24 protein-coding genes and 1 pseudogene are annotated in these 24,168 nt (G+C 28.5%); 13 read left to right on the top strand and 12 right to left on the bottom strand.

The features are described from left to right. Positions 1-19: 19 nt before the first annotated feature. Together R5397_RS02255 and R5397_RS02250 are read left to right on the top strand one after the other, a co-directional pair. Complete coding sequence (locus R5397_RS02255; RefSeq protein WP_247065586.1) at positions 20-772, top strand: ParA family protein; 753 nt, start codon at positions 20-22, stop codon at positions 770-772. 2 nt (positions 773-774) lie between these two features. After that, on the top strand, positions 775-1,479 hold the full coding sequence (locus tag R5397_RS02250) for a hypothetical protein (protein ID WP_421622747.1): 705 nt from the start codon (positions 775-777) through the stop codon (positions 1,477-1,479). On the opposite strand, the gene R5397_RS02245 is transcribed toward R5397_RS02250, so the two are convergent. The 3 genes from R5397_RS02245 to gyrB form a co-directional block, all read right to left on the bottom strand. Next, complete coding sequence (locus R5397_RS02245) at positions 1,472-2,254, bottom strand: ParB/RepB/Spo0J family partition protein (RefSeq protein ID WP_421622746.1); 783 nt, start codon at positions 2,252-2,254, stop codon at positions 1,472-1,474. The two genes, R5397_RS02250 and R5397_RS02245, sit on opposite strands and share 8 nt — an antisense overlap. Before the next feature lie 133 nt (positions 2,255-2,387). After that, a complete protein-coding gene (gyrA, locus tag R5397_RS02240; RefSeq protein WP_421622745.1) occupies positions 2,388-4,820 on the bottom strand; it encodes a DNA topoisomerase (ATP-hydrolyzing) subunit A in 2,433 nt (810 codons plus the stop codon). 11 nt (positions 4,821-4,831) lie between these two features. Next, a complete protein-coding gene (gyrB, locus tag R5397_RS02235; RefSeq protein WP_421622744.1) occupies positions 4,832-6,736 on the bottom strand; it encodes a DNA topoisomerase (ATP-hydrolyzing) subunit B in 1,905 nt (634 codons plus the stop codon). Positions 6,737-6,982: 246 nt separating this feature from the next. On the opposite strand from gyrB, the gene dnaA reads away from it, so the two are divergent. The 11 genes from dnaA (at position 6,983) to R5397_RS02180 (ending at position 17,197) form a co-directional block, all read left to right on the top strand. Then, entirely contained in the window at positions 6,983-8,437 is a 1,455-nt protein-coding gene (gene dnaA, locus R5397_RS02230; protein ID WP_247065590.1) for a chromosomal replication initiator protein DnaA, read from the top strand. A 238-nt stretch (positions 8,438-8,675) separates the two neighbouring features. After that, positions 8,676-9,836, top strand: coding sequence for a DNA polymerase III subunit beta (gene dnaN, locus R5397_RS02225; RefSeq protein WP_421622743.1), 1,161 nt, complete (start codon positions 8,676-8,678; stop codon positions 9,834-9,836). Positions 9,837-9,856: 20 nt separating this feature from the next. Beyond that, the gene (gene recF, locus R5397_RS02220) at positions 9,857-10,924 is read left to right on the top strand and encodes a DNA replication/repair protein RecF (RefSeq protein WP_421622742.1); all 1,068 of its coding nucleotides are present in this window, start codon (positions 9,857-9,859) and stop codon (positions 10,922-10,924) included. Beyond that, a complete protein-coding gene (locus tag R5397_RS02215) occupies positions 10,905-11,204 on the top strand; it encodes a DciA family protein (RefSeq protein ID WP_421622741.1) in 300 nt (99 codons plus the stop codon). The genes recF and R5397_RS02215 overlap by 20 nt, the downstream gene beginning before the upstream one ends. Positions 11,205-11,294: 90 nt before the next feature. After that, on the top strand, positions 11,295-11,450 hold the full coding sequence (rpmH, locus tag R5397_RS02210; protein WP_421622740.1) for a 50S ribosomal protein L34: 156 nt from the start codon (positions 11,295-11,297) through the stop codon (positions 11,448-11,450). Beyond that, positions 11,431-11,775 carry a ribonuclease P protein component gene (gene rnpA / locus R5397_RS02205; RefSeq protein ID WP_421622739.1) on the top strand — a complete coding sequence of 115 codons (345 nt, stop codon included), beginning with the start codon at positions 11,431-11,433 and terminating at the stop codon, positions 11,773-11,775. The genes rpmH and rnpA overlap by 20 nt, the downstream gene beginning before the upstream one ends. Next, on the top strand, positions 11,772-13,409 hold the full coding sequence (gene yidC, locus R5397_RS02200) for a membrane protein insertase YidC (RefSeq protein WP_421622738.1): 1,638 nt from the start codon (positions 11,772-11,774) through the stop codon (positions 13,407-13,409). Before rnpA ends, yidC begins: the two co-directional genes overlap by 4 nt. Beyond that, positions 13,406-14,128: an RNA-binding cell elongation regulator Jag/EloR gene (gene jag / locus R5397_RS02195; protein WP_421622737.1), complete on the top strand. Its 723-nt coding sequence runs from the start codon at positions 13,406-13,408 to the stop codon at positions 14,126-14,128. Before yidC ends, jag begins: the two co-directional genes overlap by 4 nt. A gap of 151 nt (positions 14,129-14,279) precedes the next feature. Continuing rightward, a complete protein-coding gene (locus tag R5397_RS02190) occupies positions 14,280-15,338 on the top strand; it encodes an NAD-dependent epimerase/dehydratase family protein (RefSeq protein WP_421622736.1) in 1,059 nt (352 codons plus the stop codon). 121 nt (positions 15,339-15,459) lie between these two features. Continuing rightward, positions 15,460-16,539 carry a class II fructose-bisphosphate aldolase gene (fbaA, locus tag R5397_RS02185; protein ID WP_421622735.1) on the top strand — a complete coding sequence of 360 codons (1,080 nt, stop codon included), beginning with the start codon at positions 15,460-15,462 and terminating at the stop codon, positions 16,537-16,539. 247 nt (positions 16,540-16,786) lie between these two features. Further along, positions 16,787-17,197 (top strand): Hsp20/alpha crystallin family protein, encoded by a 411-nt coding sequence (locus tag R5397_RS02180; RefSeq protein ID WP_421622734.1) that lies wholly within the window; start codon positions 16,787-16,789, stop codon positions 17,195-17,197. A 27-nt stretch (positions 17,198-17,224) separates the two neighbouring features. On the opposite strand, the gene aspS is transcribed toward R5397_RS02180, so the two are convergent. The 9 genes and pseudogenes from aspS to R5397_RS02135 form a co-directional block, all read right to left on the bottom strand. Further along, positions 17,225-18,982: an aspartate--tRNA ligase gene (gene aspS / locus R5397_RS02175; protein ID WP_421622733.1), complete on the bottom strand. Its 1,758-nt coding sequence runs from the start codon at positions 18,980-18,982 to the stop codon at positions 17,225-17,227. Positions 18,983-18,985: 3 nt separating this feature from the next. Continuing rightward, on the bottom strand, positions 18,986-21,034 hold the full coding sequence (locus R5397_RS02170) for a cation:proton antiporter (protein ID WP_421623055.1): 2,049 nt from the start codon (positions 21,032-21,034) through the stop codon (positions 18,986-18,988). A 68-nt stretch (positions 21,035-21,102) separates the two neighbouring features. Beyond that, positions 21,103-21,384: an HPr family phosphocarrier protein gene (locus R5397_RS02165; RefSeq protein WP_421622732.1), complete on the bottom strand. Its 282-nt coding sequence runs from the start codon at positions 21,382-21,384 to the stop codon at positions 21,103-21,105. A 14-nt stretch (positions 21,385-21,398) separates the two neighbouring features. Further along, positions 21,399-21,695, bottom strand: coding sequence for an HPF/RaiA family ribosome-associated protein (locus tag R5397_RS02160; RefSeq protein ID WP_421622731.1), 297 nt, complete (start codon positions 21,693-21,695; stop codon positions 21,399-21,401). Beyond that, entirely contained in the window at positions 21,685-21,831 is a 147-nt protein-coding gene (locus R5397_RS02155; protein WP_421623054.1) for a hypothetical protein, read from the bottom strand. The genes R5397_RS02160 and R5397_RS02155 overlap by 11 nt, the downstream gene beginning before the upstream one ends. A gap of 83 nt (positions 21,832-21,914) precedes the next feature. After that, on the bottom strand, positions 21,915-21,989 hold the full coding sequence (locus R5397_RS02150) for a hypothetical protein (RefSeq protein WP_421623053.1): 75 nt from the start codon (positions 21,987-21,989) through the stop codon (positions 21,915-21,917). A gap of 145 nt (positions 21,990-22,134) precedes the next feature. Continuing rightward, positions 22,135-22,500: pseudogene (locus tag R5397_RS02145) on the bottom strand (hypothetical protein). 386 nt (positions 22,501-22,886) lie between these two features. Then, entirely contained in the window at positions 22,887-23,420 is a 534-nt protein-coding gene (locus R5397_RS02140) for a chromate transporter (RefSeq protein ID WP_421622730.1), read from the bottom strand. Positions 23,421-23,422: 2 nt separating this feature from the next. After that, a complete protein-coding gene (locus R5397_RS02135; protein ID WP_421622729.1) occupies positions 23,423-24,001 on the bottom strand; it encodes a chromate transporter in 579 nt (192 codons plus the stop codon). Positions 24,002-24,168 lie beyond the last annotated feature (167 nt).

The raw sequence follows: 24,168 nt of genomic DNA, 5'->3' as shown, positions 1-24,168 counted from the left end.
TAATTAAGAGAAAATTGTTATGAAAATAATATCCATTATTAATCAAAAAGGTGGTGTTGGAAAGACAACCAGTGCTATAAATATTGCCTATTCAATTACATTGCTTAATAAAAAAGCTCTTCTAATAGACATTGACTCACAAGGTAATACTAGTAGCGGTGTTAATATTTTAAAAAAAGAAGTTACAAATTCAAGTTATGAACTTATCTATAAAAAACAAAAAATTACACCTATTAAAAATTTTAACTTGGATATAATTCCTTCAAGTCTTAAACTAGCACTACTTGAAAAAGAATTAATACATGAAATTGCAAGAGAAAATTTTCTAAAAAATGCTTTAGAACAATATAAACAAGATGATTATGATTTTATCATTCTTGATTGTCCTCCTACTCTCTCAATACTTACAATAAATGCCCTTGTTGCAAGTAAATATCTTTTAATACCAATAGAAACAGAATTTTTTGCATTTGAAGGAATCAATCAATTATTAGATACAATAACTGCTGTCAAACAGATAAATAAAGAACTAGATATTACAGGTGTATTTATCAATAAATATGATATTAGAAACAAAAGCAAAGAAAAATATATTGATTATCTAAAAAAAGTATTCAAAGAAAAATTTTTAAATACTAAAATAAGAAAAAACATAAGTATTTCTAAATCTCAAGAAGAAAACATACCAGTATATATGTATAAAAAAGAAAGTAATGCAGCAAAGGACTTTTTAGAACTTACAAAAGAAATAATGGAAAAAATCAAAGGATAAAAATGTCAGACAATCTAGACACTTTAATGGCTTTAATGGGCCAAAAGTTAAAAAATAATGCAAAAGACGAACAACATTTGGTAAAACAAGAATTAATTATCATTCAAAACAAAAGTTTTAAATATGAAAAATTGGATAAAGAAATAGCCGACTTTTTAAAAATGAAGCAATACGAGATTTTCAATATATTTAACAATACCTACACAGAAATTGGAAGAATACTAAAAGAGGCACAAGAAAAACTACGTGGGAATAACCAATATGACGGTCTTTTTTATAAATGGTTTACCAGTATGGGATTTAAAAAAGATAAAGTTTACTCATTGATATCAAGATACGAATTGCTTGTCGAAAATTCCGATAAGCAACTCATAATAAACAATTTACCACTATCACTCTCATATGAAATTTCTAAAAAATCTTGTCCTACTCATTTAAAAATGGAAGTTCTTAATGGAAAAATAAAATCTTTAAAAGAATTTAAATCACGTTATCAAAAAGATGAACACAACAAAAATAATCTTGAAATAAACTTTAATAAAACACAACTTAAAAGAGAAAACATTATAAAACTAATAGAACTACTCTTACAAGAACTAGAAAACATTAAAAACATTAAATTAGATAAAATAGAAAATAAGAAAGAATTTTTGATTATTTTAAAAGACATAAAACAAAAAATAAATCTCATAAAAAAAATTACTTAATACTTTCAAAAATAGAAATAATTCTTTTTAAATCAGAAGATGTAAAATAACTTATTTCGATCTTCCCTTTTTCCTTGCTTCCTTTAATACTTATTTTAGTTTGTATTCTGCTTATTAAAAATTCTTTAACACTATTTAAAAAAGGATCTCTTAAGATTTCTGATTTATCATTAATAGGTTTATAAAAATTTTTAATATAATTTTCTGTTTCTCTAACGGACAATTTTTTTTTAATGATTAAAAGATAAAGCCCATATCTATCCTGACTATCTCTTAACGACAATAAAACCTTAGCATGACCCAATGATATTTCTTTTTTATGTAAAGAATTTAATATTTCCTGTTCAAGATCCAAAATTCGAACTAAATTAGCAACGTGAGACCTATTTTTACCTATCTTTTCAGATAAAGCTTTTTGGGTTAAAGAATGCTTATCCATAAGATTTTTATAAGCATATGCCTCTTCAACAGGGGTTAAATTTTCTCTTTGAATATTTTCAATTAAAGACATAAAATCTTTATTCTTTCTAGTTGTCTCTATTTCTATAATAGAGATTTGCCTCATACCAGCTAATTTAGCAGCTCTAAATCTTCGCTCACCTATTACTAAGGTATATCTACCACTATTATGAAAAACAACAATAGGTTGCAATATTCCATTTTCTCTTATAGAGATACTTAATTCTTCAAGCTCAGCAAGATTAATAGACTTTCTAGGTTGCGACTTATCTACATCTACAAGATTAATATCTACCATTTTAAAAGTCTCACTCATTTTATCAAAAACCTCCTTGTAATAATACAAAATTTTATAAAGTTGTTCTATGTCAATTTCAACTAACAAAATAACCCAAAAAAAAAGAATGTTCTACGTAGAACATTCAAACAATACAAATAAAATTAATTGATCATTTAATAAATTTTGAAACAGATATCAATTTATCCTCATCAAGAGATAATACTTGCATTCCTCTAGCATCCTTACCTTGCTCAGATATTTTGTCAACCAATGTTCGTAAAACTTTCGAAGTCTTACTTACAAGTAATATTTCATCATCCTGTGCAACTGTAATAGCATCAACAACTTCACCTGCCTTTTCATCGGATTTCTTATAGCAAGTATAACCAGTAGCGCCTCTTTTAAGCTCAGTCACTCTAGATATTTCTAATCTCTTTCCATATCCATTCTCAGAAACAATTAAAAGATGGGATCCTTGTTTTGCTGATAACGCCTTAATAAGCATATCTCCCTCTCTTACTTTCATACCAGACACACCCTGAGTCCCTCTATGTGTAAGCCTAATATCATTTGAATTAAATGCAAAAGCATTGCCCTTCTTAGAAAGACAAATAATTTTATCATTCTTAGAAACAATCTCAGCACTTGTAACAAAATCCTTATCATCCAGTTTAATGACAATAACTCCTCTTGATTTAACTGTTTTAAAGCCCTCTGTTTCAATACGAGCTATTTTTCCATTTGCTGTTGTTATTAATAAGTAATTGTCCAGAGATAACTCATTGCAATTCTTAATAGCTAATATCTCTTCTGTCTCTCCCAAATTAACAAGCTCACGAATATTTTGTCCCTTTGAAGTTCTAGAAGAATCCTTTATTCCATAAGCATTAATTACATAAAGCTTCCCTTCATTTGAAATCATAAGTAAAAAGTCATGGGTATTTACACATAAAGCAATATTAACTTGATCTTTATCTTGTAAGTCAAAAGAACCAAGTCCCTTACCACCTATACCTTGAAGTTTATACTCATCTTGTAAGATTCTTTTAATGAAACCCTGCTTTGTAAGAACAACAATAACATTTTCCCTCTGCATTAAATCTGACATACTAGTTTTTACAACCTCCTCATCATAAATTATTTTTGTTCGGCGCTCATCGCCAAATTTTAAACTTAAATTAATAATCTCTTCCCTTACAATATTAACAACTCTCTCTGGACTAACAAGAATATCTTCATAATCTTTTATTAAATCCAAGACAATTTTAAACTCTTCTTCAAGTTTCTCTATTTCAAGAGATGTTAATTTCTGTAACTTCATATCCAATATAGAATTAGCTTGAATTTCTGATAAATTAAATTCCTTAATAATACATTCTTTAGCATCTTTTACAACTCTAGAAAATCTTATTATCTCTATTACCCTATCAATATGTCTTAAGGAAACATTTAATCCTTCAAGAATATGAGCCTTTTCTCTTGCCTTTTTTAAGTCAAACTCTACACGCCTTCTAACAATTTCCTTTCTATGATCAATAAATTCAGATATAAGTTCTTTTAAATTTAATTGTTTTGGAATACCATTAACAAGAGCCAAGTTATTTATGCTAAAATTTTTCTTCAGTTCAGTATATTCATAAAGCAAATTCATAACAACATGAGGATCAAAACCTTTTTTAATTTCAAGGACAATTCTAATACCTTCACGGTCAGATTCATCTCTTATATCAGATATACCTTCAAGCTTTTCTTCTTTTATTAAGAATGCAATCTTCATAAGCAAGGAAGATTTGTTAACAGCATAAGGTATTTGCGTAATTATAATAGCAATATGATCTTCTCTCTTTTCTTCAATATGATACCGAGATCGAATAACAACACTGCCCTTCCCCGTCGTATAAGCCTTAACTAAACTCTCATTATAAATGATTTCAGCATAAGTAGGAAAATCTGGTCCTTTAACTATTGCAATTAAATCATACACAGAAACACTATCATGATTTAACATATAAACTATGGCGTCACAAACTTCTCTCAAATTATGTGGGGCCATATTGGTTGCCATTCCAACAGCAATTCCACTAGAACCGTTAACTAAGAGAAATGGAAAAGCAGCTGGTAAAACTTCAGGCTCAAGCAAAGAATCATCATAATTGGCTCTAAAATCAACAGTTTGCCTATCGATATCTTTAACAAGTTCTTCAGCTATTTTCGCCATTCTAGCTTCAGTATACCTCATAGCAGCAGGAGGGTCTCCATCAATAGAACCAAAATTCCCCTGTCCGCTTACTATAGGATATCTTAACGAAAAATCCTGTGCAAGTCTTACAAGTGCTTCATAAATCGACTGGTCACCATGAGGATGATATTTACCAAGAACATCTCCAACGATTCTCCCAGCCTTCTTAAATGCTTTATCAGCCCTAAGTCCCATTTCATGCATTGAATAAAGGATTCTTCTGTGAACAGGTTTAAGACCATCTCTCACATCAGGAAGAGCTCTTGAAACAATAACAGACATTGCATAATTTAGATACGAGGTTTTAACCTCATCTTCTATTTTTATATTTAATATTTGCTCTTTATCTTCTTCAATTGCCATTAATGCTCCAATCACACATCAAGATTTACTACATCAAGCGCATTTTGCTCAATAAATTCTCTTCTAGGCTCAACATCATCTCCCATAAGAGTAACAAAAATATCCTCAGCCTGTACAGCATCATCTATCTCTATTAATTTCATTTTTCTAGTAGCAGGATTCATAGTGGTTTCCCAAAGTTGTGTAGGATTCATTTCTCCAAGCCCTTTATACCTTTGAAGACTAATTTTATCCCTTTTACCAGTCTCGATAGAGCTTAAAAAAATTTCCTTTTCCGAATCATCATAAAAGTAATGAACACTATTTTCATACTTAATTTTATAAAGAGGTGGCATAGCGATATATACATGTCCATTATCAATTAACTCCCGCATGTAACGAAAGAAAAAAGTAAGAAGCAATGTTCGAATATGAGATCCATCAACATCGGCATCAGCCATAATAATAATCTTATGATAACGAAGTTTTTCAATATAAAAATTCTTTCCAACACCAGCACCAAGAGATGCAATTATTGGAATAAGCTTATCATTTGTAATAACCTTCTCTTCCCGTGTTTTTTCAACATTAAGCATTTTACCCCACAATGGCAAGATAGCTTGATAAAACCTATCTCTTCCCATTTTTGCGCTTCCTCCTGCAGAATCCCCTTCCACAATATAAATTTCCCTTTCAACCGGATTTTTAGATGCACAATCTGCCAATTTGCCAGGCAATGCCAAGCTTTCAAACGCACTTTTTTTTCTCTCAGACTCTCTTGCTTTTCTTGCGGCCTCACGAGCACGAGCTGCTCTTATTGCCTTATTAAGAATAATATCTACTTCTAAAAGATTATCACCAATAACTTTCAAAAGCTCATCGTGTACAATAGTTTCAACAATTTTCTTTATATAAGAATTTCCCAATTTTCCTTTAGTTTGACCTTCAAATTGAGGTTCTGGAACCTTAATAGAAATTACCGCTGTTAAACCCTCCTTAAAATCATCTAATGTAAGATTTGGAACATCTTTTTTGCTTATCTTTGAATCCTTAAAAGCTTCACTCATTGCCTTTAAGAAACCAGTCTTAAAACCAGCAACATGAGTTCCTCCTTCTCTAGTATTAATATTGTTTACAAACGATAAAATATTATCAGAATATCCTTCAGTCCACTTAAGTCCAACACTAACAATAACATCATCATAAGTTCCTTCAATAAAATAGGGCTCACTTTGAATATTTTTTCTATTATTTGTTATAAAATCTACAAAAGCTTTTATTCCACCTTCAAAATAAAATTCTAAAAATCTCTCTTTCCCCAATCTCTTATCTTCAATTGAAATTTGTATCTTATCATTTAAAAATGCAAGTTCCCTCAATCTCTTTGACAAAGTTTCAAAATCATAATCCAAGGTTTCAAAAATCTCAGAATCAGCTAAAAAAGTAACTTTAGTACCCCTATTAGAACTTACCCCAATAATCTCAACCCCAGATGTGGGAATCCCCCTAGAATAAGTCTGCTTAAAAAATTTTCCATCCCTGCTCACAACAACTTCTAAAAAAGATGATAAAGCATTAACAACCGAAATCCCAACCCCATGAAGTCCACCAGAAACCTTATAAGTACCTTTATTAAATTTTCCTCCAGAATGTAGCTTAGTCAAAACAAGTTCAAGAGCACTAATTCCTTCCTCTTCATGAATATCTGTAGGAATTCCTCTACCATTATCATTGACTGTTACAGAATTATCTGAATTTATAACAACTTCTATTTTATCGCAAAAATCTGCTAAAGCCTCGTCAATACTATTGTCAACCACTTCATAAACCAAGTGATGCAATCCATCAATTGAAACGGATCCAATATACATACCAGGCCTTTTTCTAACAGCTTCAAGGCCCTTTAACACTTGAATATTACTAGCAACATAACTCATAAACCTTCCACACAATTAATCATAATATAGATATAAGCAAATTTTACATTAAAAACAATATAATATCTATTAAATAACACAAATTACAAGACACATTTAACTTGACTTAAAACTAATAAAATTTCAAGATTCACAAATAGTTAAGATAATGTTCCAGTTCATTATTATACTATATACTTATACATACACAATACTAATAATCAAAAAGATATAATGATAAAAAGCCAAAATCGACGAGGATAAGATATGCAAGAGGGAAAAAACATATGGAGCTTAATTTTAGCAGCAATAAGGAAAGAACTTTCTGAAGAAGAGTTTTACATATGGTTTGAAAATTTATATTTCATAGATGCAACTGACGAGAGTATAAAAATATCTGCTCCAAATTCTTTTCATAAAAACCAAGTAGAAAAAAGATTTTCCAAAAGAATAAAAGAAATTCTCACTGAAAAAGGCCATAATACGATTAATGTTGAATTTATAAATCCACCAAATGAATCCAAAACTCATAACATGGAATTAAAAAACACTTCACTTAAAGACATTTCTATACAACAAGATTCACCTGAAAAAAAAAGAATACTTAACACTCACACAAAGAACATAATAGAGAATACAAAACACTACGTTATAAAAGAAGATATTCATACAAAATATAGAAATCCTTTTCTTAAAAAGAAATACACATTTGAAAATTTCATTATAGGTCCAAATAATAAACTTGCATATAATGCAAGCTTATCAATTGCAAAAGATCCTGGTAAAAAATACAATCCATGTCTAATTTATGGTGGAGTTGGTCTTGGCAAAACACATTTACTCCAAAGTATAGGAAACAAAACAGAAAAATTATATAAAGAATTTAAAATACTTTACGTAACTGCTGAAAATTTTTTAAATGAATTTGTAGAAAGTATAAAAACAAATGAAACAAAAAGATTTAAGAAAAAATACCGACACCTAGATATGTTATTAATAGATGATATTCATGATTTACAAAAAAAAGAAGGTATACAAGAAGAGCTTTTTCACACTTTCAATGCTCTTTATGAAGACAATAAACAAATGGTATTTACATGCGACAGACAACCCTCAGAACTCATCAATTTTACAGATAGATTAAAAAACAGATTTACAAGGGGCCTCAATGTTGACATATCAAAACCAAACTTTGAATTAAGAGTGGCAATTATAGAAAAAAAAGCAGAAGAAGATGGAATAAAAGTTCCAAAAAACATTCTCAACTTAGTTGCTAAGAAAGTTACAACAAATATAAGAGATCTTGAAGCTGCTGTAACAAAATTAAAAGCTCACATAGACCTTGAAGATATAGAAATCGACACTAGCATAGTAGACAAAATAATTAAAGAGATAATAGCTTATGAAAACAATAACACAAATACAAATAACACAATTAACATTGAAAGTATAAAAAAAGTTATCTTAAGGGAATTAAAACTTACAAACAAAGACATTGAGGGCAACAGCAAAAAACCTGAAATCACAAAAGCAAGACACATTTATGCTTATCTTCTGAGGAATTTTACAGAGCTTTCAACAATTGAAATAGGTAAAATCATTGGGGGGAAAACCCATTCAACAGTGCTTTATTCGATAAATAAAATAGATAAAGAGAGAAACAATGACCTAGAAATTAACAATTTAATCATAGAACTTATGAACAAAATTAACAAAAACTAGCAAAATCTATAAAATTCAAAATATTTTTGAACAAATTAAACAAATAATTCATCAAAAAACACAAACAATTAAACATGTATTATTGCTTATAACATAAATAAATAAATAGAATTAGACAATTAGACAGCCTTCTACTAATACAACTATATATAAATAAAAAAAATACTTATAATAAACTGAATAAAATTTACATTAATGAAAGCCAAGAAATGATAATATAATACAAGGGGGTAAAACATTGAACGAAAAATTTATACTGTGCGATACAGAACAGATTTCAAAAGAGATTGACAAAGCCAAGAGTATAATTTTAAATAGGAACATAAATGACATTTGGAGCGCAATATTACTCGAAGTAAAAAATTCCAACCTCAAGATAAAGGCAACAGATAGGAATATCTTTTTTGAAAGCACAATTCCAATTGTTTCAGCAGAAAACTTTAAAGTATTAATCAATGCTTCAAACTTTTCAGATGCAGTAAAAGCATTAAATTTGTACAATGAGCTAAAAATAAAATTTATAGAAGATGAAAACAAATTAAGCATTATTGGTGAATCAGAAAATAAAAATGGTAATTTCATAAATGATCATTTAAGTGAGCCAACTTTTTCTAGTGAAGAGATTGAAATTTACAATTATGACATAAATGAAGAGACCTATAATTTAACAATTGAGTTAACCCAAAGGGAATTTAAGAAAATTATAAACAAAGTCTCATTTTCAGCCTCACATGACGAGTCCAAAAACGTTTTAAATGGAATTTATTTTACAAAAGACAAAAACTCTGCATTGACATTTGTTTCTACCAATTCGCATAGACTATCTGTATATAAAACAGATTTAATATTTGAGGAGGATATCAATTTTATAGTTCCTGTCAAAATGGTTAATCTCCTAAGGCAGATGATGGTAGGAGAAGGTATTATAAAGCTCAAGGTCTCTGATAAAAAATTTTATGTTGAATTCAATAATTATAAAATAGTTTGCAGTCTGATAAATGGAAGCTATCCTGATTATGAAAGTATTATACCAAATGAACAGCAGAACAAAGCATTAATCGATGTTAGCATTTTAAAAGATAGGCTCTCAAGGGTAAGTTCTTACACAGACAAAAGGTTTAAAAAAGTTATTCTGGATTTTGCAGGTAATCAACTAAGACTTATGGCAGAAGATCCAATTACAGGAAGAAAGGGTGAATTTTTTGTACAAAGTCCTAATTATGATTATGAAGGGAGCGAGGAAGTTGTAGCTATTAATAGTGCTTATTTTACTGAAGCAATGGGTGTATTTGATACTCCAAAGTTAGAGATAAAATTCAGTGGAGGAGGTATATTGAAATTAAGTGACCCTGCGAATTTTGGTTTCATTCACTTGATAATGCCCATGGTATTAAACTAAAATTCTTTTTTGTTGGCAAGATGATAAAGAAAGTAGAGTTCTTTAATTTTAAGAATATAGAGAATCAGGTCATTAATTTTGATTTTAATAATATTTATTTTTGTGGAGAGAATGGTTCAGGTAAGACTAATATCCTTGATGCTATTTATTGTCTTGCTTTTGCATCTTCTTTTTTAGTTAGTACTGATAGGGAACTTATTACATATGGCAAAACAGAATTTTATTTAAAGTGTCTCTATAATACTGAGGGAAATGCTGGAGAGATTGGTTTGTCTTTAAGGAATGGAAAAAAAGAAATAAAAGTTAACAATAGCATTGTAAAAGATAGAAAAAATTTGATATTGAACATTCCATCAGTTATTTTTTCAAATTATGATACTGACTTTATCATTGGAGCTCCTGCTAAGAAGAGATGGTTCTTTGATCAGGCAATAAGTCTTGTTTCTTTAAGCTATTTAGATTCTCTTAGGAAATATCGAAAGATTTTACAGCAAAGAAATTTGATTTTAAGACAAGGCAATAAAGATTTACTTAAAGTTTATAATGAAACTTTTGTTGATTTTGCTTTTGAGATAACGAAAATGAGGGAAAATTTTATCAAGCATTTTTATGAGTTTTTTAAGTACTATTATTCTTTTATTTTTGATGTTTCTTATAGTTTAGAGATTAAATATTTACCTTCTGTGAAATGTTCTAAAAGGGATGAATTTTTGCAAACTTTGCTTTTAAAAGAACAAGATGAACTTTGCAATGAAAGTACTTTAATAGGTCCACATAGAGATTTATATGAGATATTAAGTGGTGATAGAGTATTTACTCATCATTCTTCAACAGGACAAATCAGGGCACTTGCTTTGATTTATAGGCTTGTTCAGGTCATTATGTTTAATAAGCGATTTGGTATAGCTCCCATTTTGCTTTTTGATGATGTATTTTTGGAATTGGATAGTGTGAGAAGAAAAAGAGTTTTTGATATTCTGCCAAAAGATTCTCAGTGCTTCTTTACGTTTTTAGATGACTGTTATGATATTAGACAGGGCAGTAATTTTATAGTATACAGGATTAAGAATGGAAGATTTGAGCTTTAAAAAAGCCGTTGATGTACTTAAAGAATATTTAAATACGGATATATGTTCTAATGAAAAGCTAAATGCCAGTTTGATATTGTCTAAAAATTGGCAAATAATATTCAAAGATCTTGCAGATAGAGTAAAATTGTTGAATTTGAAGGATAATAAAATATTATTTGTTTCTGTTAAAAATTCAAGTGTTTTATATAGTGTTTCTCTTAATAGATCAAAAATAATAAAATTAATAAAGGAGTCTACAGGTCTTGAAATATTGGATATAAAGGTTTTGATAAGATGATTTTGTTGACAATTGTATTTGTATAATATAATATTGTAGTGTTTAACTTATATCTTATGACTAAAGAATGTTTTTAATTGGAGGGCTTTTTTGAAGAGGACTTATCAGCCGAGTCGGGTTAAGAGAAACAGGAAATTTGGATTTAGGGCTAGGATGAAAACTAAGAGCGGAAGATTTATTCTTTCCAGAAGAAGAGCTAAGGGAAGATCAAAATTAACTGTTTCTGATGAAAAAAAGAAATATTAGCATAAAATCAAAGGTAGAAATTCAGGAGCTTTTTAAAAAAGGTAGATTTATTAGGATAGAAGGAATTAACATATTTTATGAGTTTACAAGCTTATCAATCTCTAGAATGGTTGTTACTTTTCCTAAAGTTTTTAAAGGTGCTGTTAAGAGAAATCGTGTTAGGAGAATTTTTAAGGAATGTTTTAGGAAACAGTTGGCTTTACTTAAAAATGGGTATGTTGACTTTATTTTCGTAGTTTATCCTCAAAGAGTAGATGTTAATTATTATGAAGTTGATACTATGCTAAAGAATATAATTGTGCATGTCATGAAGAGGAAAGTGTGAGTCAGAGTAAAAGAATTTTAAGAGCTATTTATTTGTCTTTATTTTTTATTGGTATTTTTATGTTTGTTGATGATGTCTTTTTCTCTAGAAAATCCCCTTCTGTAATGGATAGAGAGATTGGATTTAATTTAGATAGAGATTTTGATGTTGAGCATCATTCAATTGATGAAGATGATGTTTTAAGTTTAAGTGTTAATTCTAAAGAAATTGGTGTTGAGACTAGTATATATTATGCTACTTTCTCTACATTTGGGGGTAATCTAGTTTCTCTAAAGCTTAAAGATCATTTAAATTTAGAGAGGAATCCAACAGAAATGGTTAAGGTTAATATAGATAGGGAAGGTCTTTTTTATATTACCTTTGATAACTTAACTAAAAGTTTGTTTTCATATGACAAAATAAATGATTATACACATGAGTTTAAGACCAAGTTTGAATATAATGACAAATATTATGAGTATATAAAGAGATATACATTTTCAAGCAAAAATGAATATTTAATCAAGCTAGAAATTTTTTTAAATAATGTTGATGCTAGTGATAATTTTGATGTTGATTTTTATAAATTTGTATTAAGTTCTGATATTGAGAATTTAAGCGAGAGAGGTAAACTGCAATATAATAATTATTTATCTCAGAGTATTTATTATGATACTAAGCTTAGATATGGTAAGGATGGTTTAAGTGTTATTAAGCCTAAGTGGGTTGGTTCGAGCACTAAATATTTTGAAGTTTTGGTTTCAAAAGAAAATATGAATGTTGAATTTAAACAAGAAAATAAAGTTTTAAAGACTTTTATTTTAAACAAAATAGTTGACGCTAATATTAGTGACACCTTTTATATTTATGCAGGTCCTAGAGATAATGGATATTTAGATATTTTTAATAAAAATAATCTAAATAGTTTTGGTTTATCTAATGTTGAATTTGGAATGTCTGTAGAGAAAAGCTTATTATACTTTATTCAAGTTCCTATGCAATTAATAATGCGAATTTTTTATAATGTTATTCCTAATTGGGGACTTTCAATAATTTTTTTGACAATTGTTGTAAGAATACTTATATTTCCTTTGACTTTTAAGAGTTTTAGAGCTACAGCAGAACTTTCTAAGTTACAGCCAAAAATGAAAGAGATACAAGTAAAATTTAAAAATGATCCCAAAAGATTAAATGAAGAAATGGGTAAACTTTATAGGGAAGAAGGTGTTAATCCTCTTGGAGGATGCTTGCCTATTATTTTACAACTACCTGTGTTTTTTGCTCTTTATGGTCTTGTAAATAATTTCTTTTTGCTAAGGGGGGCTAGTTTTATTCCAGGTTGGATTGATGATTTGTCAATTGGTGATAGCATATATTATTTTGGATATAAAGTTTTTGTATGGACTGATATTAGAATTTTACCTTTTATTATGATGATTACTCAGTTATTATCTACAATAATTAGTTCTAATGTTAGTTTTAAAAATCTTGGATCACAACAGAAATTTTTATATTTTGGTATGCCTATTATGTTTTTTTTCATACTTTATGATATGCCATCAGGACTTTTAATCTATTGGATTACAACCAATATTTTTACTATTTTGCAACAATACTATATAAAGATGAATGTATCTGAAAGGAGGAACAGATGAGTTATGAATTTTATGGAAAAACAGAACAAGAAGCAATTAAAAAGGCAATGAGGGATCTTGATTTAAGAGAAGGTGAGTTTGATGTAGAGATTTTGGATAAGGAAAAGGTTGGATTTTTATTTAAAAAAGAGATGATTAAGATAAAAGTGTCTCCTCATGTGAAAGAGTACACACTAAATTCTGAGGCTCAGATTAATGAAGGTATTTATGATAAGGTTTTGGATTTTATTAAAGAAATGATAAATAAAATGGGTTATTGTGTTGATTTAAAGATTGAATCTAGAGAAGGTGAGTATATTAAGATTTCTATTGATACAGACAGTCCAAATATCTTGATTGGAAGAGAAGGAAGAAAGTTAGATGCTTTGCAACTTTTGGCAAATGTTTACATGTCTAGGCTTATTGGAGACAATGGTATTTTTAATAGGATAGTATTAGATATTGAGGATTATAGAGAGAGATTTAAATCAAGATTTATTAATTTGGCAATCAATTCTTTGCATAAGGTTAAAAGGAGTAGACGTTCTGTTCTTTTGCCAACAATGAATCCTTTTGAGAGAAGAATTATTCATACTACTTTAAATCGTTATAGTGATATTAAAACAGAGAGTGAGGGAGATGGAAATTTAAAGCGAGTTAGAATTTCTTATGTTAGGAATAGTAAATATAATAATAATTTTCGTAGTTATCAAAAAAAGGACTCTAATGTTAGGAAGTAAGGTTTTTTCTTTCTATATTTGTAAATCGATGATTTATATTCATATGTTTAGATTTTACTTAAGTGATTAGTATTTAATTGCTCGATGTTTTGTAGTTATGGGGGGGTAGTATAATAAATTTATTATTTATTTAATTTAAGGGGATTATTGTATGAGAGTATTTTTAACGGGTATTGCAGGATTTATTGGATTTCATGTTGCCAAGAGGCTTGCTGATAATGGACATGAAGTTTTAGGTGTTGATGTTTTAAATGATTATTATGAACCTAATTTGAAATATGAGAGATTAGAAGTTTTAGGATTCGATCGTAATAATATAGGTAGTGGAAAAATTATTCAAAGTAATAAATATAATAATTTAAGTTTTATTTATCTTGATATTTTAGATAAAGATAAAGTCTTATCTCTTTTTTCTGATTATGAATGTACGCATGTTTGTCATTTGGCAGCTCAGGCCGGTATTAGAGATAGTATTGAAAATCCCGATAGTTATATTTCAGTTAATATTGTTGGGTTTTTTAATGTGTTGGATGCATGCAGAATCCATAAAAGTCATATTGAGCATTTTGTTTATGCCTCAACATCTGCAGTGTATGGAATGAATAAAAAGATGCCCTCAGATGAAGATAGCATTACAGATCATCCTTTAAATTTATATGCGGCTAGTAAAAAGTCTAATGAAGTTATAGCTCATGCTTACAGTTCATCTTTTAATATTCCAACAACAGGATTAAGATTTTTCACGGTTTATGGGCCTTATGGACGACCTGATATGGCATTATATTTATTTGCAGATGGGATTATAAAACAAACCCCCATTAATGTTTTTAATAATGGGAATATGGCTAGAGACTTTACGTATGTAGATGATGTTGCAGATGGTGTTTATAGTGTACTTAAAAAACCAGCTGAGAGTGATGGTAATTTTGATGTACAAAATCCCAATTCTTCAAGCTCTCTTGCTCCTTATAAGATATATAATATAGGTACGGGACATTCTACTGAGCTTTTGAAGTTTATTAATGAGCTTGAGACAAATCTTGGAAATAAAGCTTGTAAAAAATTTTTACCTATGCAAAAAGCAGATGTTGTGAAGAGCTGTTGTAATATTTCAAAACTTAAAAACGATTTTGCTTATGAGTCCTTAACCTCTATTAAAGAGGGGATAAAAAGATTTGCAAATTGGTATAAATCTAAGATAGTTAAGTAGTATATTGTTCTGTATTTGTTTGTTTTTTTGAAATTTTGTTTTTTTAAATTAGGGTTAGTTTTGGGTTTTAAGGTATATAATATAAGATATATGTCATTTTATGAGGAAGGAGGTATTATAGGTGGGTGTGTTAGATAAGATTAAGCCTGGAGTGGTTTATGGTAAGGAGCTACATACTTTATATGAGATATGTAAGAGTGAAGGATTTGCTATTCCTGCAATTAATTGTGTAGGTACAAATTCAATTAATGCTGTTTTGGAAGCAGCAAAAGAAATTAATTCTCCTATCATGATACAGTTTTCAAATAGTGGTTCTGCTTTTGTTTGTGGTAAGGGACTCAATGTCGAAAAATCTCAGGGGACTTCTATCCTTGGAGCCATTTCTGGTGCTATGCATGTTCATTTGCTAGCAGAACATTATGGAGTACCTGTTGTTCTTCATACAGATCACTGCGCAAAAAAATTAATTCCTTGGGTTGAAGGGCTTTTGGAATATGGAGAGAAATATTATCAAGAGCATAAACGTCCTTTGTTTTCTTCACATATGTTAGATTTGTCTGAAGAGTCAATTAAAGAAAATATTGAAATATCAAAAAAGTTTTTAGAGAGAATGTCCAAAATAGAAATGTTTCTGGAAATTGAGCTTGGAATTACTGGTGGTGAGGAAGACGGGGTTGATAATTCAGATAGGGAGCAACATGAGTTATTTTCAACCCCTGAAGATATTTATTATGGATATTCTGAACTTATGAAAGTTAGTCCTAATTTCCAGATTGCAGCAGCTTTTGGAAATGTTCATGGGGTTTATAAACCTGGAAATGTTCAGCTTACCCCTAAGGTATTAAGAGATGGACAAAATTATGTTATATCCAAGACTAATTCAAGTAATCCAAAGCCTGTCTCATATGTGTTTCATGGGGGTTCTGGCTCTACAATAGAAGAGATTCATGAAGCACTCTCTTATGGTGTTGTTAAAATGAACATTGATACAGATACTCAGTGGGCTGCTTGGGAAGGTATATTGAATTATTATAAGAAGAATGAAAATAGATTACAAGGACAACTTGGTGATGGTAGTAATGCTGATGTTCCAAATAAAAAGTTTTATGATCCAAGAGTGTGGCTTAGAGAATCTGAGATTAGCATTAAAGAACGTGTAAAACTTGCTTGCAAGAGTCTTAATAATATTAATAGAAATTGAAACAGGTATAACTTAAAAATTTGAACTTTGTCGCCTATAAGGGCGACTTTTTCATTTTCTGTATTTATTATACATAAATGGGCTTATTTTTGTACTTAAATGTTAAATTTATTCCCAGCATCATTATGCTTGTTATTTATTTATAATATTTATTAAATTTTATTTAATATTATTAAATTTTTGTTTAATATTTAAATAGAATGTTTTTGTATGAGCTTTTATATAAATTGATAAAAAGGAGTTTTATATGTGGTTAACAAATTATAAGAAAAATTTTCTGGATTTTTTGAATGATGACTTTGATTTTATGAGTCCTAAAGGTGTTCATGATATTCCAGTTAATATTAAGGATGAGGGTAAGTCATTTATTCTTGAAGCTTACTTACCGGGGATAAAAAAAGATGATATATCAATTTCAATTAAAAATGATTATTTGACAATAAGTTATGAGAGTAAGGATGAATCAGAAGAGAAACATGATAAGTACTTAAGAGTAGAGAGAAGAGATATCTCTTTTGCAAGAAGTTTTAGGTTATCTGGGAATATTGATCAAGATAAAATTAAATCAGAACTAAAAAATGGTGTTTTGCATATTAAGCTTCCTAAAAAGGCGGAAGTTATTGAGAAAACCCAAGAAAAAAAGATTACGATTGAATAAGTTTGGTGTAAGGATGCTTTGGCATCCTTAATTTTTATAATTTTCAATTGTTAAATTTAGTTCTCTTAGTTGTTCGTTTGTAATCTTTGAAGGAGATTTGTCAAGTGGGCTTGCTGCAAATGAATTTTTTGGGAAAAGTATTACATCTTTTATTGAACTTGAATGTGTCATTAGCATTAAGAGCCTATCAATTCCAATGGCTATTCCACCATGAATAGGTGCTCCATATTCTAATGCTTTTAAAAAGAAACCAAATCTCTCTTCTGCTATTGTATCTTTAAATCCCACTATGTTAAAAATTCTTTGTTGAAGTTCTCTTGTGTGCACTCTGATTGAGCCTGAACCAAGTTCCATGCCGTTTAATACAAGATCATAAACTTCCCCTAAGACTTTACTTGGATTGCTTTCTAAAGTATGGATATATTTTTGTTGGGGAAGTGAGAACATATGATGGGCTGCTTTATAGCTTTTTGTGTCTTCATCGTACTCAAATAGGGGAAAATCATAAATCCATAAAAATTCAAATGTATTTTTGTTTGTAAGGTTTAGTTCATTTGCAATTTTGATTCTAATTTGTCCCATGGCTTTGCAAGCAGTTTTCCATGAATCAGCTATAAAAAATATTATGTCGTTGTTTTCAAGTGAGTAAGTTTGCAATAAAGTTTGTTTTATTTTATTTAAAAATTTGGCAATTCCCCCTAAAAATTCATTATTTTCTATTTTTGCAAAATAAAGACCGCTTGTTTTGTAAATTTTGGCATGTTCTTCTAAATTATTAATTTTGCTTCTTGAAAAATTATGAGCTTGGTTTTTTATTATAAGTGCTTTTATTGTGCCTTTATTTTTTAATATATCTTTAAAAACATTAAATGAGGATTGTTTAAAATGTTTACTCATGTCTTGTATTAATAATTCATACCTAATGTCTGGTTTGTCGCTTCCATATGTATTCATTGCATGTTTATAAGTCATTCTTTTAAATTTTTTGGGTAAATTAATGTTTAGTGTGTTTTTAAAAATGGTGAAGATAAGATTTTCCATTAATTTAAATATATTTTCCTTCTTTATAAAGCTCATTTCAATGTCAAGTTGTGTGAATTCTGGTTGTCTGTCACCTCTTGAGTCTTCATCCCTGTAGCATCTAGCTATTTGAAAGTATTTGTCAAGTCCAGCTATCATTGTGAGTTGCTTATAAATTTGTGGTGATTGTGGTAGTGCGTAGAAATGCCCTTTATGTATTCTTGATGGGACAAGAAAATCTCTTGCGCCTTCTGGGGTTGATTTGACAAATGTTGGGGTTTCTAATTCTAAGAAGTCTTTTTTTATTAAGTAATTTCTGATTATATGTGTTACTTTGCTTCTTAATATTACTTTTTGTTTTTGCTCTTCACGTCTTAAATCTAAATATCTATATTCAAGTTTTGCATTTTCATTTGCATTATTGTTATCTTCAATCATAAAGGGCAGTTCATTGCATCTTGAAATTATATTTATATTCTCTGCAAGTATTTCAAATGCTCCTGTTTTCATTTCTTTGTTTACGAGATTTGAAGGTCTTAGTTCTAACTTTCCTTGGACTTTAATGCAGTATTCCATCTTTATTTGAGATGTTATCTTTAAAAGCCTCTCGTCGTTTACAAGTACCTGTGCTTCATCATATCTATCTCTAAGATTAATAAAGGTAACTTTTCCATGATGTCTTATTTTTTTTACCCAAGCATTGATTTCTATCCTTTGGTTTATAAGTTTGTTGTTTATTTGATTGCATTTAATGGTCTTGAACATAATTTATCCTACTATTATATTATAAATTTCTTTATCGGTTTTAGCTTTAAGCATTTCTTTTTTATTAGAATCAACCTTACCCACAATCGATGCTAAAATACGTGGATAATTAACATATTCTTTTGCTGGGTATAGTATTAATATAAATATATGACTTAAATTTTTATCAGTGGCATTAAAGTCAATCCCATCATGACTGATACCAATGGCAATATGCATTTTTGTAATTAAATCGGTCTTTAAATGAGGTATGGCAAATCCTTTTTTAAGGGCTGTGGTTATTAGCTTTTCTCTTTCCATTAAGTCTTGTAATATTATTTCTTTGTCAATTTCAATTTTTATTGCACTTAATAATTCTCTTAATACGTCAGTTTTATTTGTTGCTTTTAATTCTAAAATAATGTTTTCTTTTTTAATTCTTTTGTTTAGAGCTATGTTACTGTGTATTTTATCATAATTGATTGAGTAGTTTAATTTTTGTGCCTTCACAGAAACATTTTTAACTTCTTCAGTTATTCTCTCTAAGTTTAGAATAGTTTCTCTAAATAAATCTTGTATGATGATTAAGTGTTTGTTTGGACATTCAAATGTAATTTTGCTTCCCTCTCTTTTTATGGATAGTGAAATGTCATTGTATCTTGCGTTTATGTATTGTGAGAAGTCATTTTTTATTTGTTGGGTAAAAAAACCTTCTTTCCTTAGTTCATTTTTTAATTCCCATACAAGTATTTTTGTTAGGTTGTCATATTTGAATGATACTGTAATTTGAGTATTTTGATCTGTTTTAATTTCTTTCTTTAGTCCATTTTTATTTATTTGGAATAGAATATTTATTATTGGTGTTACAATGATTGTTGGCAAGAAAACTATGATTATTATTATTCCAAATATTTTTTGACTTATAAATTCAGAAGAGAGTGCTAAGTTTGCAATAATTAATGATATTTCACCTCTTGGAACCATTCCAAAAGCTATTCTTAGTGCACCTAGTTTGTTGAATCCTAAAAAACATGATGGAATAAAACAATATATGAGTTTTGTTGCTATAGCTATGAGGCTGAGCAGAGTTCCAAGGATTAAGACTTCTTTTGATAATATTACATTAATGTCGGCCATAAGCCCTATTGATGTAAAGAATATTGGAATAAAAAACCTTTCAAATATTGTTAATTTATCTTGAATTACACATACAATATCCGTTTTTGACATAGCTAGTCCAAATATGTAGGCTCCAATTACAAATGACATTCCTAAATTTTGAAAAAAGCTTGCAACAATAAAAGTAAAAGTAATAGTTATAACGGTTGCTAGAGTAACACTATTGAAGCTTTTGAGTAATTTTGAAATTGGTTCTGACAGTAAGATCAATATGAATGTTAAACAAAACCAAATTAGTATGTTCTTAATTGTGGCTGTAATTGAGATTGCGATATCAATATCCGAGAGTGATCTTGATATCGTTATGATACTTGTGAGCATAATCATTGAGAGGAGATCATCAATTATTGAAGTTGATATTATTGTAACTCCTTCTGATGTACTCATTTTTTTCTTAGCTGAGAGTATGCTTGCAGCAATTCCTGCAGAAGAAGGTGTTGCAATAATCCCTATAAAAAGAGCTGTAGGACTTATTAATTGTACATCAAACAAAGTGGTAGATATTAGTGCAAAACTTGTAAAAGTACCAATAACTTCCGTTATTCCTATTAGTCCTCCACGTGGTAAGAATTTAAGGAATAATTTTAGATCTGTTTCAAGACCTGCCATAAAGAGTAGGATAATTGAGGCTATTGTTGATATTGCAAATATTTCTTCATTTATTAAATAATGATCGCTAACACTAATAATTCCTAGTGGAAATAATAAAGGCATTTTAATCTTGCCAAGAAATGTTGGACTTAAAAGTATGCCTGCTGTTATTTGTCCTATTACTTTTGGGATCCCGAATTTACTTACTAAATTTCCAAGTAGACTGGCTGATATTACAATGATTGCTAAACTCATTATGAAAGAAGAAATTTTGGCGTCGATATTGTGGCTTGTATCTTTCATATAGTCTGCCGTTCCAAATGAAAGAATAGGATTTATGATAAATAATATTTTGTATAAGATTTTCTTGTTCATTTTTGAATCTCTTTTTTAAAGTTTGATTTTAATAGTTCTGATAGTATATCAATGATTTCAGTTTCTTTTTTCCCATGTGCGATGACTTTTATTTTTTCTTTATATATAACCCCAAGTATCATAATTTCAACTGTAGATTTGGCATCAGCTTCTCTTCCATCTTCTGTAATCAATTTTACATTACAAGAAGGGTATTTACTTGCAAGTTCTGCAATCATGCTTGATGGCCTTGAATGGAGACCCTCTTTGTTATTTATCTCAATTGTTATTGCTTGCATTTAATTTTACTTGTTTATTTTACTGTATCTTTTTTATTTTTTTCTTTGTTTGCTGTATTTTGCAGTCTTTCTACTAAGCGTTCTATTAAAGCATATAATTCTTTGCCATGTTCTGTAATATGTATTATTTTTCCCCAATTAAAGTGAAGATGAGCATCTATATCAAAGATATCGTTTTCTTTTTTTATTGTAATTTTGAGACTTTCTGAATTTTGTTTAATATGTGTCCCAAGTTTTTCTAATTTTTTTACAATAAAATCTTTTGTATGATCACTTAAATGATAATTAATGGCTTGTATTTTAGGTTCCATAAATTTCTCCTTTAAATTTTAATTCATTCCTACACTTATTGATAGTTCTTTTTGAAATGGTGATTCCTTTAGATTTTAGTATATCAGAAATTTGATTATCTACCATATTTTTATTTTGTTCTAATGTTTTCTTTATTATTAGTTTAATGCTTGATTTTGAAAATTCATTGTTTTAGAATTTCTGATTGAATTAAATAGTTTGTTAATTGAGATTGCGTCTCAGTCGAATTTTAAGTATTTATTTTTTATTGTTCTTGATATAATTGATTTTGATAGATTAATTATATCATATATATCATCTAATTTTATTAATCTTAAGGCCTTAAAGTTTTTTAGTAAAATTCTTTTTTCAGTGTATATGTTGATATTCCTATTTTAGCTAGTATTTTATTTCTGTATTTTAAAGATTCAGTTAACCATTTTGATTGTTTATATTTTTTCAAATCTTTATTCTTTTTTTGAAAATATTGACTTTTTTAATTTTTATCTTCAGTTTATTGTCTTTACTTATAACAATTGTATCTGGTTCAATATAGTCATTTATATCATTTTTGTCTTTCAACTTGAATGTAATATTGGGGGTAAGCTTAAGTTGAATTGTGTCACGAGCATCGTTTAAATCTTGAGTGCTGATGTTAAGCTTTTCTTTTAGCTTATTTTGAGTATTTTTAAGTAAATCTTCTCATTTAAAAATTTTAATTTTATTTTCATTTAATTTATGATATTTTATTTGTAATATTAATGATTTTATGATGTTAGATACGCCAATTTTTGTTGGATCAAATTGTTGAATTATTTTGATCATTTTATTTACTTGATGCTGAGATTCTTTTTTTGAAGAAGTCATAAGGTTTTATTATATAAAATCTTTTGCTGTTTAGATGATTTATTATGATTTCTCCTATGTTAATCTCAGCTTCACTGAGTCTTTGAATTTGTAGTAAGAGGTGTTCTTTAAGAGAGAGTTTTGGTGATGTTTTAGCTGGCGCAATTTCATATTATGTTTTATTATTATCATTTTTGTAGGAAATTTTTCTAACTTTATAAGTTTTTAGTGTCTCAGAAAATGTTTTTAAATCTATTTGAAAGTATTTATTGTTTTCAATTTCGTCTGATATAACTTTTATTAATTCTTGTTTGTCAAGACTTAGAATTTTGATTGTATTAATTTTAAGTTTTGTTTAAGCGTCTTTACATAAATATATATAATATGCCACTAGATATGATTAGTATTGCGGGGGTAATGTTTTTGTAAAATAATAGAATTATTAAGTTTAATCCTGCAAGTGCAAATCTTTTTAAAAATTCTGTACCATTGTAGTTTATTTTTAAAAATATACTTTCAAATAGAATAATTATTGTCATTATCCATAATGCTATAATTACAGGTCTTAATCTTTTAAGGTAATAATTTAAGAAATTTATCTTATGGAGTGTTAATGTTATAAAGGTAATAATTAATATGGGTGCAGTTATTAGAGCTATTGTGGCAATTATTGCACCAGTAATGCCGGCTACTTTGGTGCCAATATATGTTGCTATATTGGTACCAACAGGACCTGGAGTAATTCTAGATATTGTAATGATATTGATAAATTCTTCTTTTGTTATCCATCCTTTATTATCAATAATTTCTTTATTGATAATCGTTGCAATTCCGTTTCCTCCACCGAAATTTAAAATTCCTATTTTGAAAAATGTAATGAATAAATTTATTAGAATCAAATTTATGCCTTTTTTTGAAAGAATATTTTTTGTATTCTATATGTTATAGAAGATATAAATAAAACTATTATCAGTATATATGATATATCTATATGAAACTTATATAGTGTATATGTTATTAATAAGCATGTTATCCATTTTGTTATTGATTGATTTAGCATTTTTTTTGAAAATTCAAGTATGATTATTGACATTATTATTGTTGATGATATTTTTGCACCTTCAAGGAATTTTTGAATGTAGATGTTATTTGAGTTTAAATTTACATAAAGGGCTATCATTGTGATTACGAATATGGATGGTAGGATTCCAGCGATAGTTAACATAATTGCTCCTTTAAATCCTTTAAGTTTTTTACCAATTAAGAATGCAAAATTGATTGCTGTTACCCCGGGAACTACGTTTGATGTTTCAAGTATTTCATTAAACTCTTTATCAGATATTAGCTTTTTTTTATTGACAATCATTTTTCTAAGTTCAGATATTATTAATAATCCCCCACCAATTGTAATGGTTGTTATCTTTAGTACAAGATAAAATAATGTTATTAATTCATATTGTGTTTCTTTTGTTTTATCCATGCATCTTTTATCCTAACTTTAAAGAGTATGTGGATTAAATTACATTGTATCACAGTAACTATGTAATACTATTAGTATCAGTGCTTTTGTATATTGATTTTTTGTTTTAGTGATAGGTCTTTTAGAGATTGTATTTTTATTTTATTTTTTTGTACTATAACCATAGT

This window comes from Borrelia sp. MN22-0132, from assembly GCF_049201035.1.
Taxonomy (GTDB): Bacteria; Spirochaetota; Spirochaetia; order Borreliales; family Borreliaceae; genus Borrelia; species Borrelia puertoricensis.
The sequence above is the reverse complement of the archived record's forward strand: the minus strand, read 5'-3'. Positions and strand labels throughout refer to the sequence as shown.

Coding starts and splice junctions, on each gene's coding strand:
- R5397_RS02255 (WP_247065586.1), top strand. CDS start 20: ATGAAAATAATATCCATTATTAATCAAAAAGGTGGTGTTGGAAAGACA.
- R5397_RS02250 (WP_421622747.1), top strand. CDS start 775: ATGTCAGACAATCTAGACACTTTAATGGCTTTAATGGGCCAAAAGTTA.
- R5397_RS02245 (WP_421622746.1), bottom strand. CDS start 2,254: ATGAGTGAGACTTTTAAAATGGTAGATATTAATCTTGTAGATGTAGAT.
- gyrA (WP_421622745.1), bottom strand. CDS start 4,820: ATGGCAATTGAAGAAGATAAAGAGCAAATATTAAATATAAAAATAGAA.
- gyrB (WP_421622744.1), bottom strand. CDS start 6,736: ATGAGTTATGTTGCTAGTAATATTCAAGTGTTAAAGGGCCTTGAAGCT.
- dnaA (WP_247065590.1), top strand. CDS start 6,983: ATGCAAGAGGGAAAAAACATATGGAGCTTAATTTTAGCAGCAATAAGG.
- recF (WP_421622742.1), top strand. CDS start 9,857: ATGATAAAGAAAGTAGAGTTCTTTAATTTTAAGAATATAGAGAATCAG.
- R5397_RS02215 (WP_421622741.1), top strand. CDS start 10,905: ATGGAAGATTTGAGCTTTAAAAAAGCCGTTGATGTACTTAAAGAATAT.
- rnpA (WP_421622739.1), top strand. CDS start 11,431: ATGAAAAAAAGAAATATTAGCATAAAATCAAAGGTAGAAATTCAGGAG.
- jag (WP_421622737.1), top strand. CDS start 13,406: ATGAGTTATGAATTTTATGGAAAAACAGAACAAGAAGCAATTAAAAAG.
- R5397_RS02190 (WP_421622736.1), top strand. CDS start 14,280: ATGAGAGTATTTTTAACGGGTATTGCAGGATTTATTGGATTTCATGTT.
- R5397_RS02180 (WP_421622734.1), top strand. CDS start 16,787: ATGTGGTTAACAAATTATAAGAAAAATTTTCTGGATTTTTTGAATGAT.
- aspS (WP_421622733.1), bottom strand. CDS start 18,982: ATGTTCAAGACCATTAAATGCAATCAAATAAACAACAAACTTATAAAC.
- R5397_RS02170 (WP_421623055.1), bottom strand. CDS start 21,034: ATGAAAGATACAAGCCACAATATCGACGCCAAAATTTCTTCTTTCATA.
- R5397_RS02165 (WP_421622732.1), bottom strand. CDS start 21,384: ATGCAAGCAATAACAATTGAGATAAATAACAAAGAGGGTCTCCATTCA.
- R5397_RS02160 (WP_421622731.1), bottom strand. CDS start 21,695: ATGGAACCTAAAATACAAGCCATTAATTATCATTTAAGTGATCATACA.
- R5397_RS02135 (WP_421622729.1), bottom strand. CDS start 24,001: ATGGATAAAACAAAAGAAACACAATATGAATTAATAACATTATTTTAT.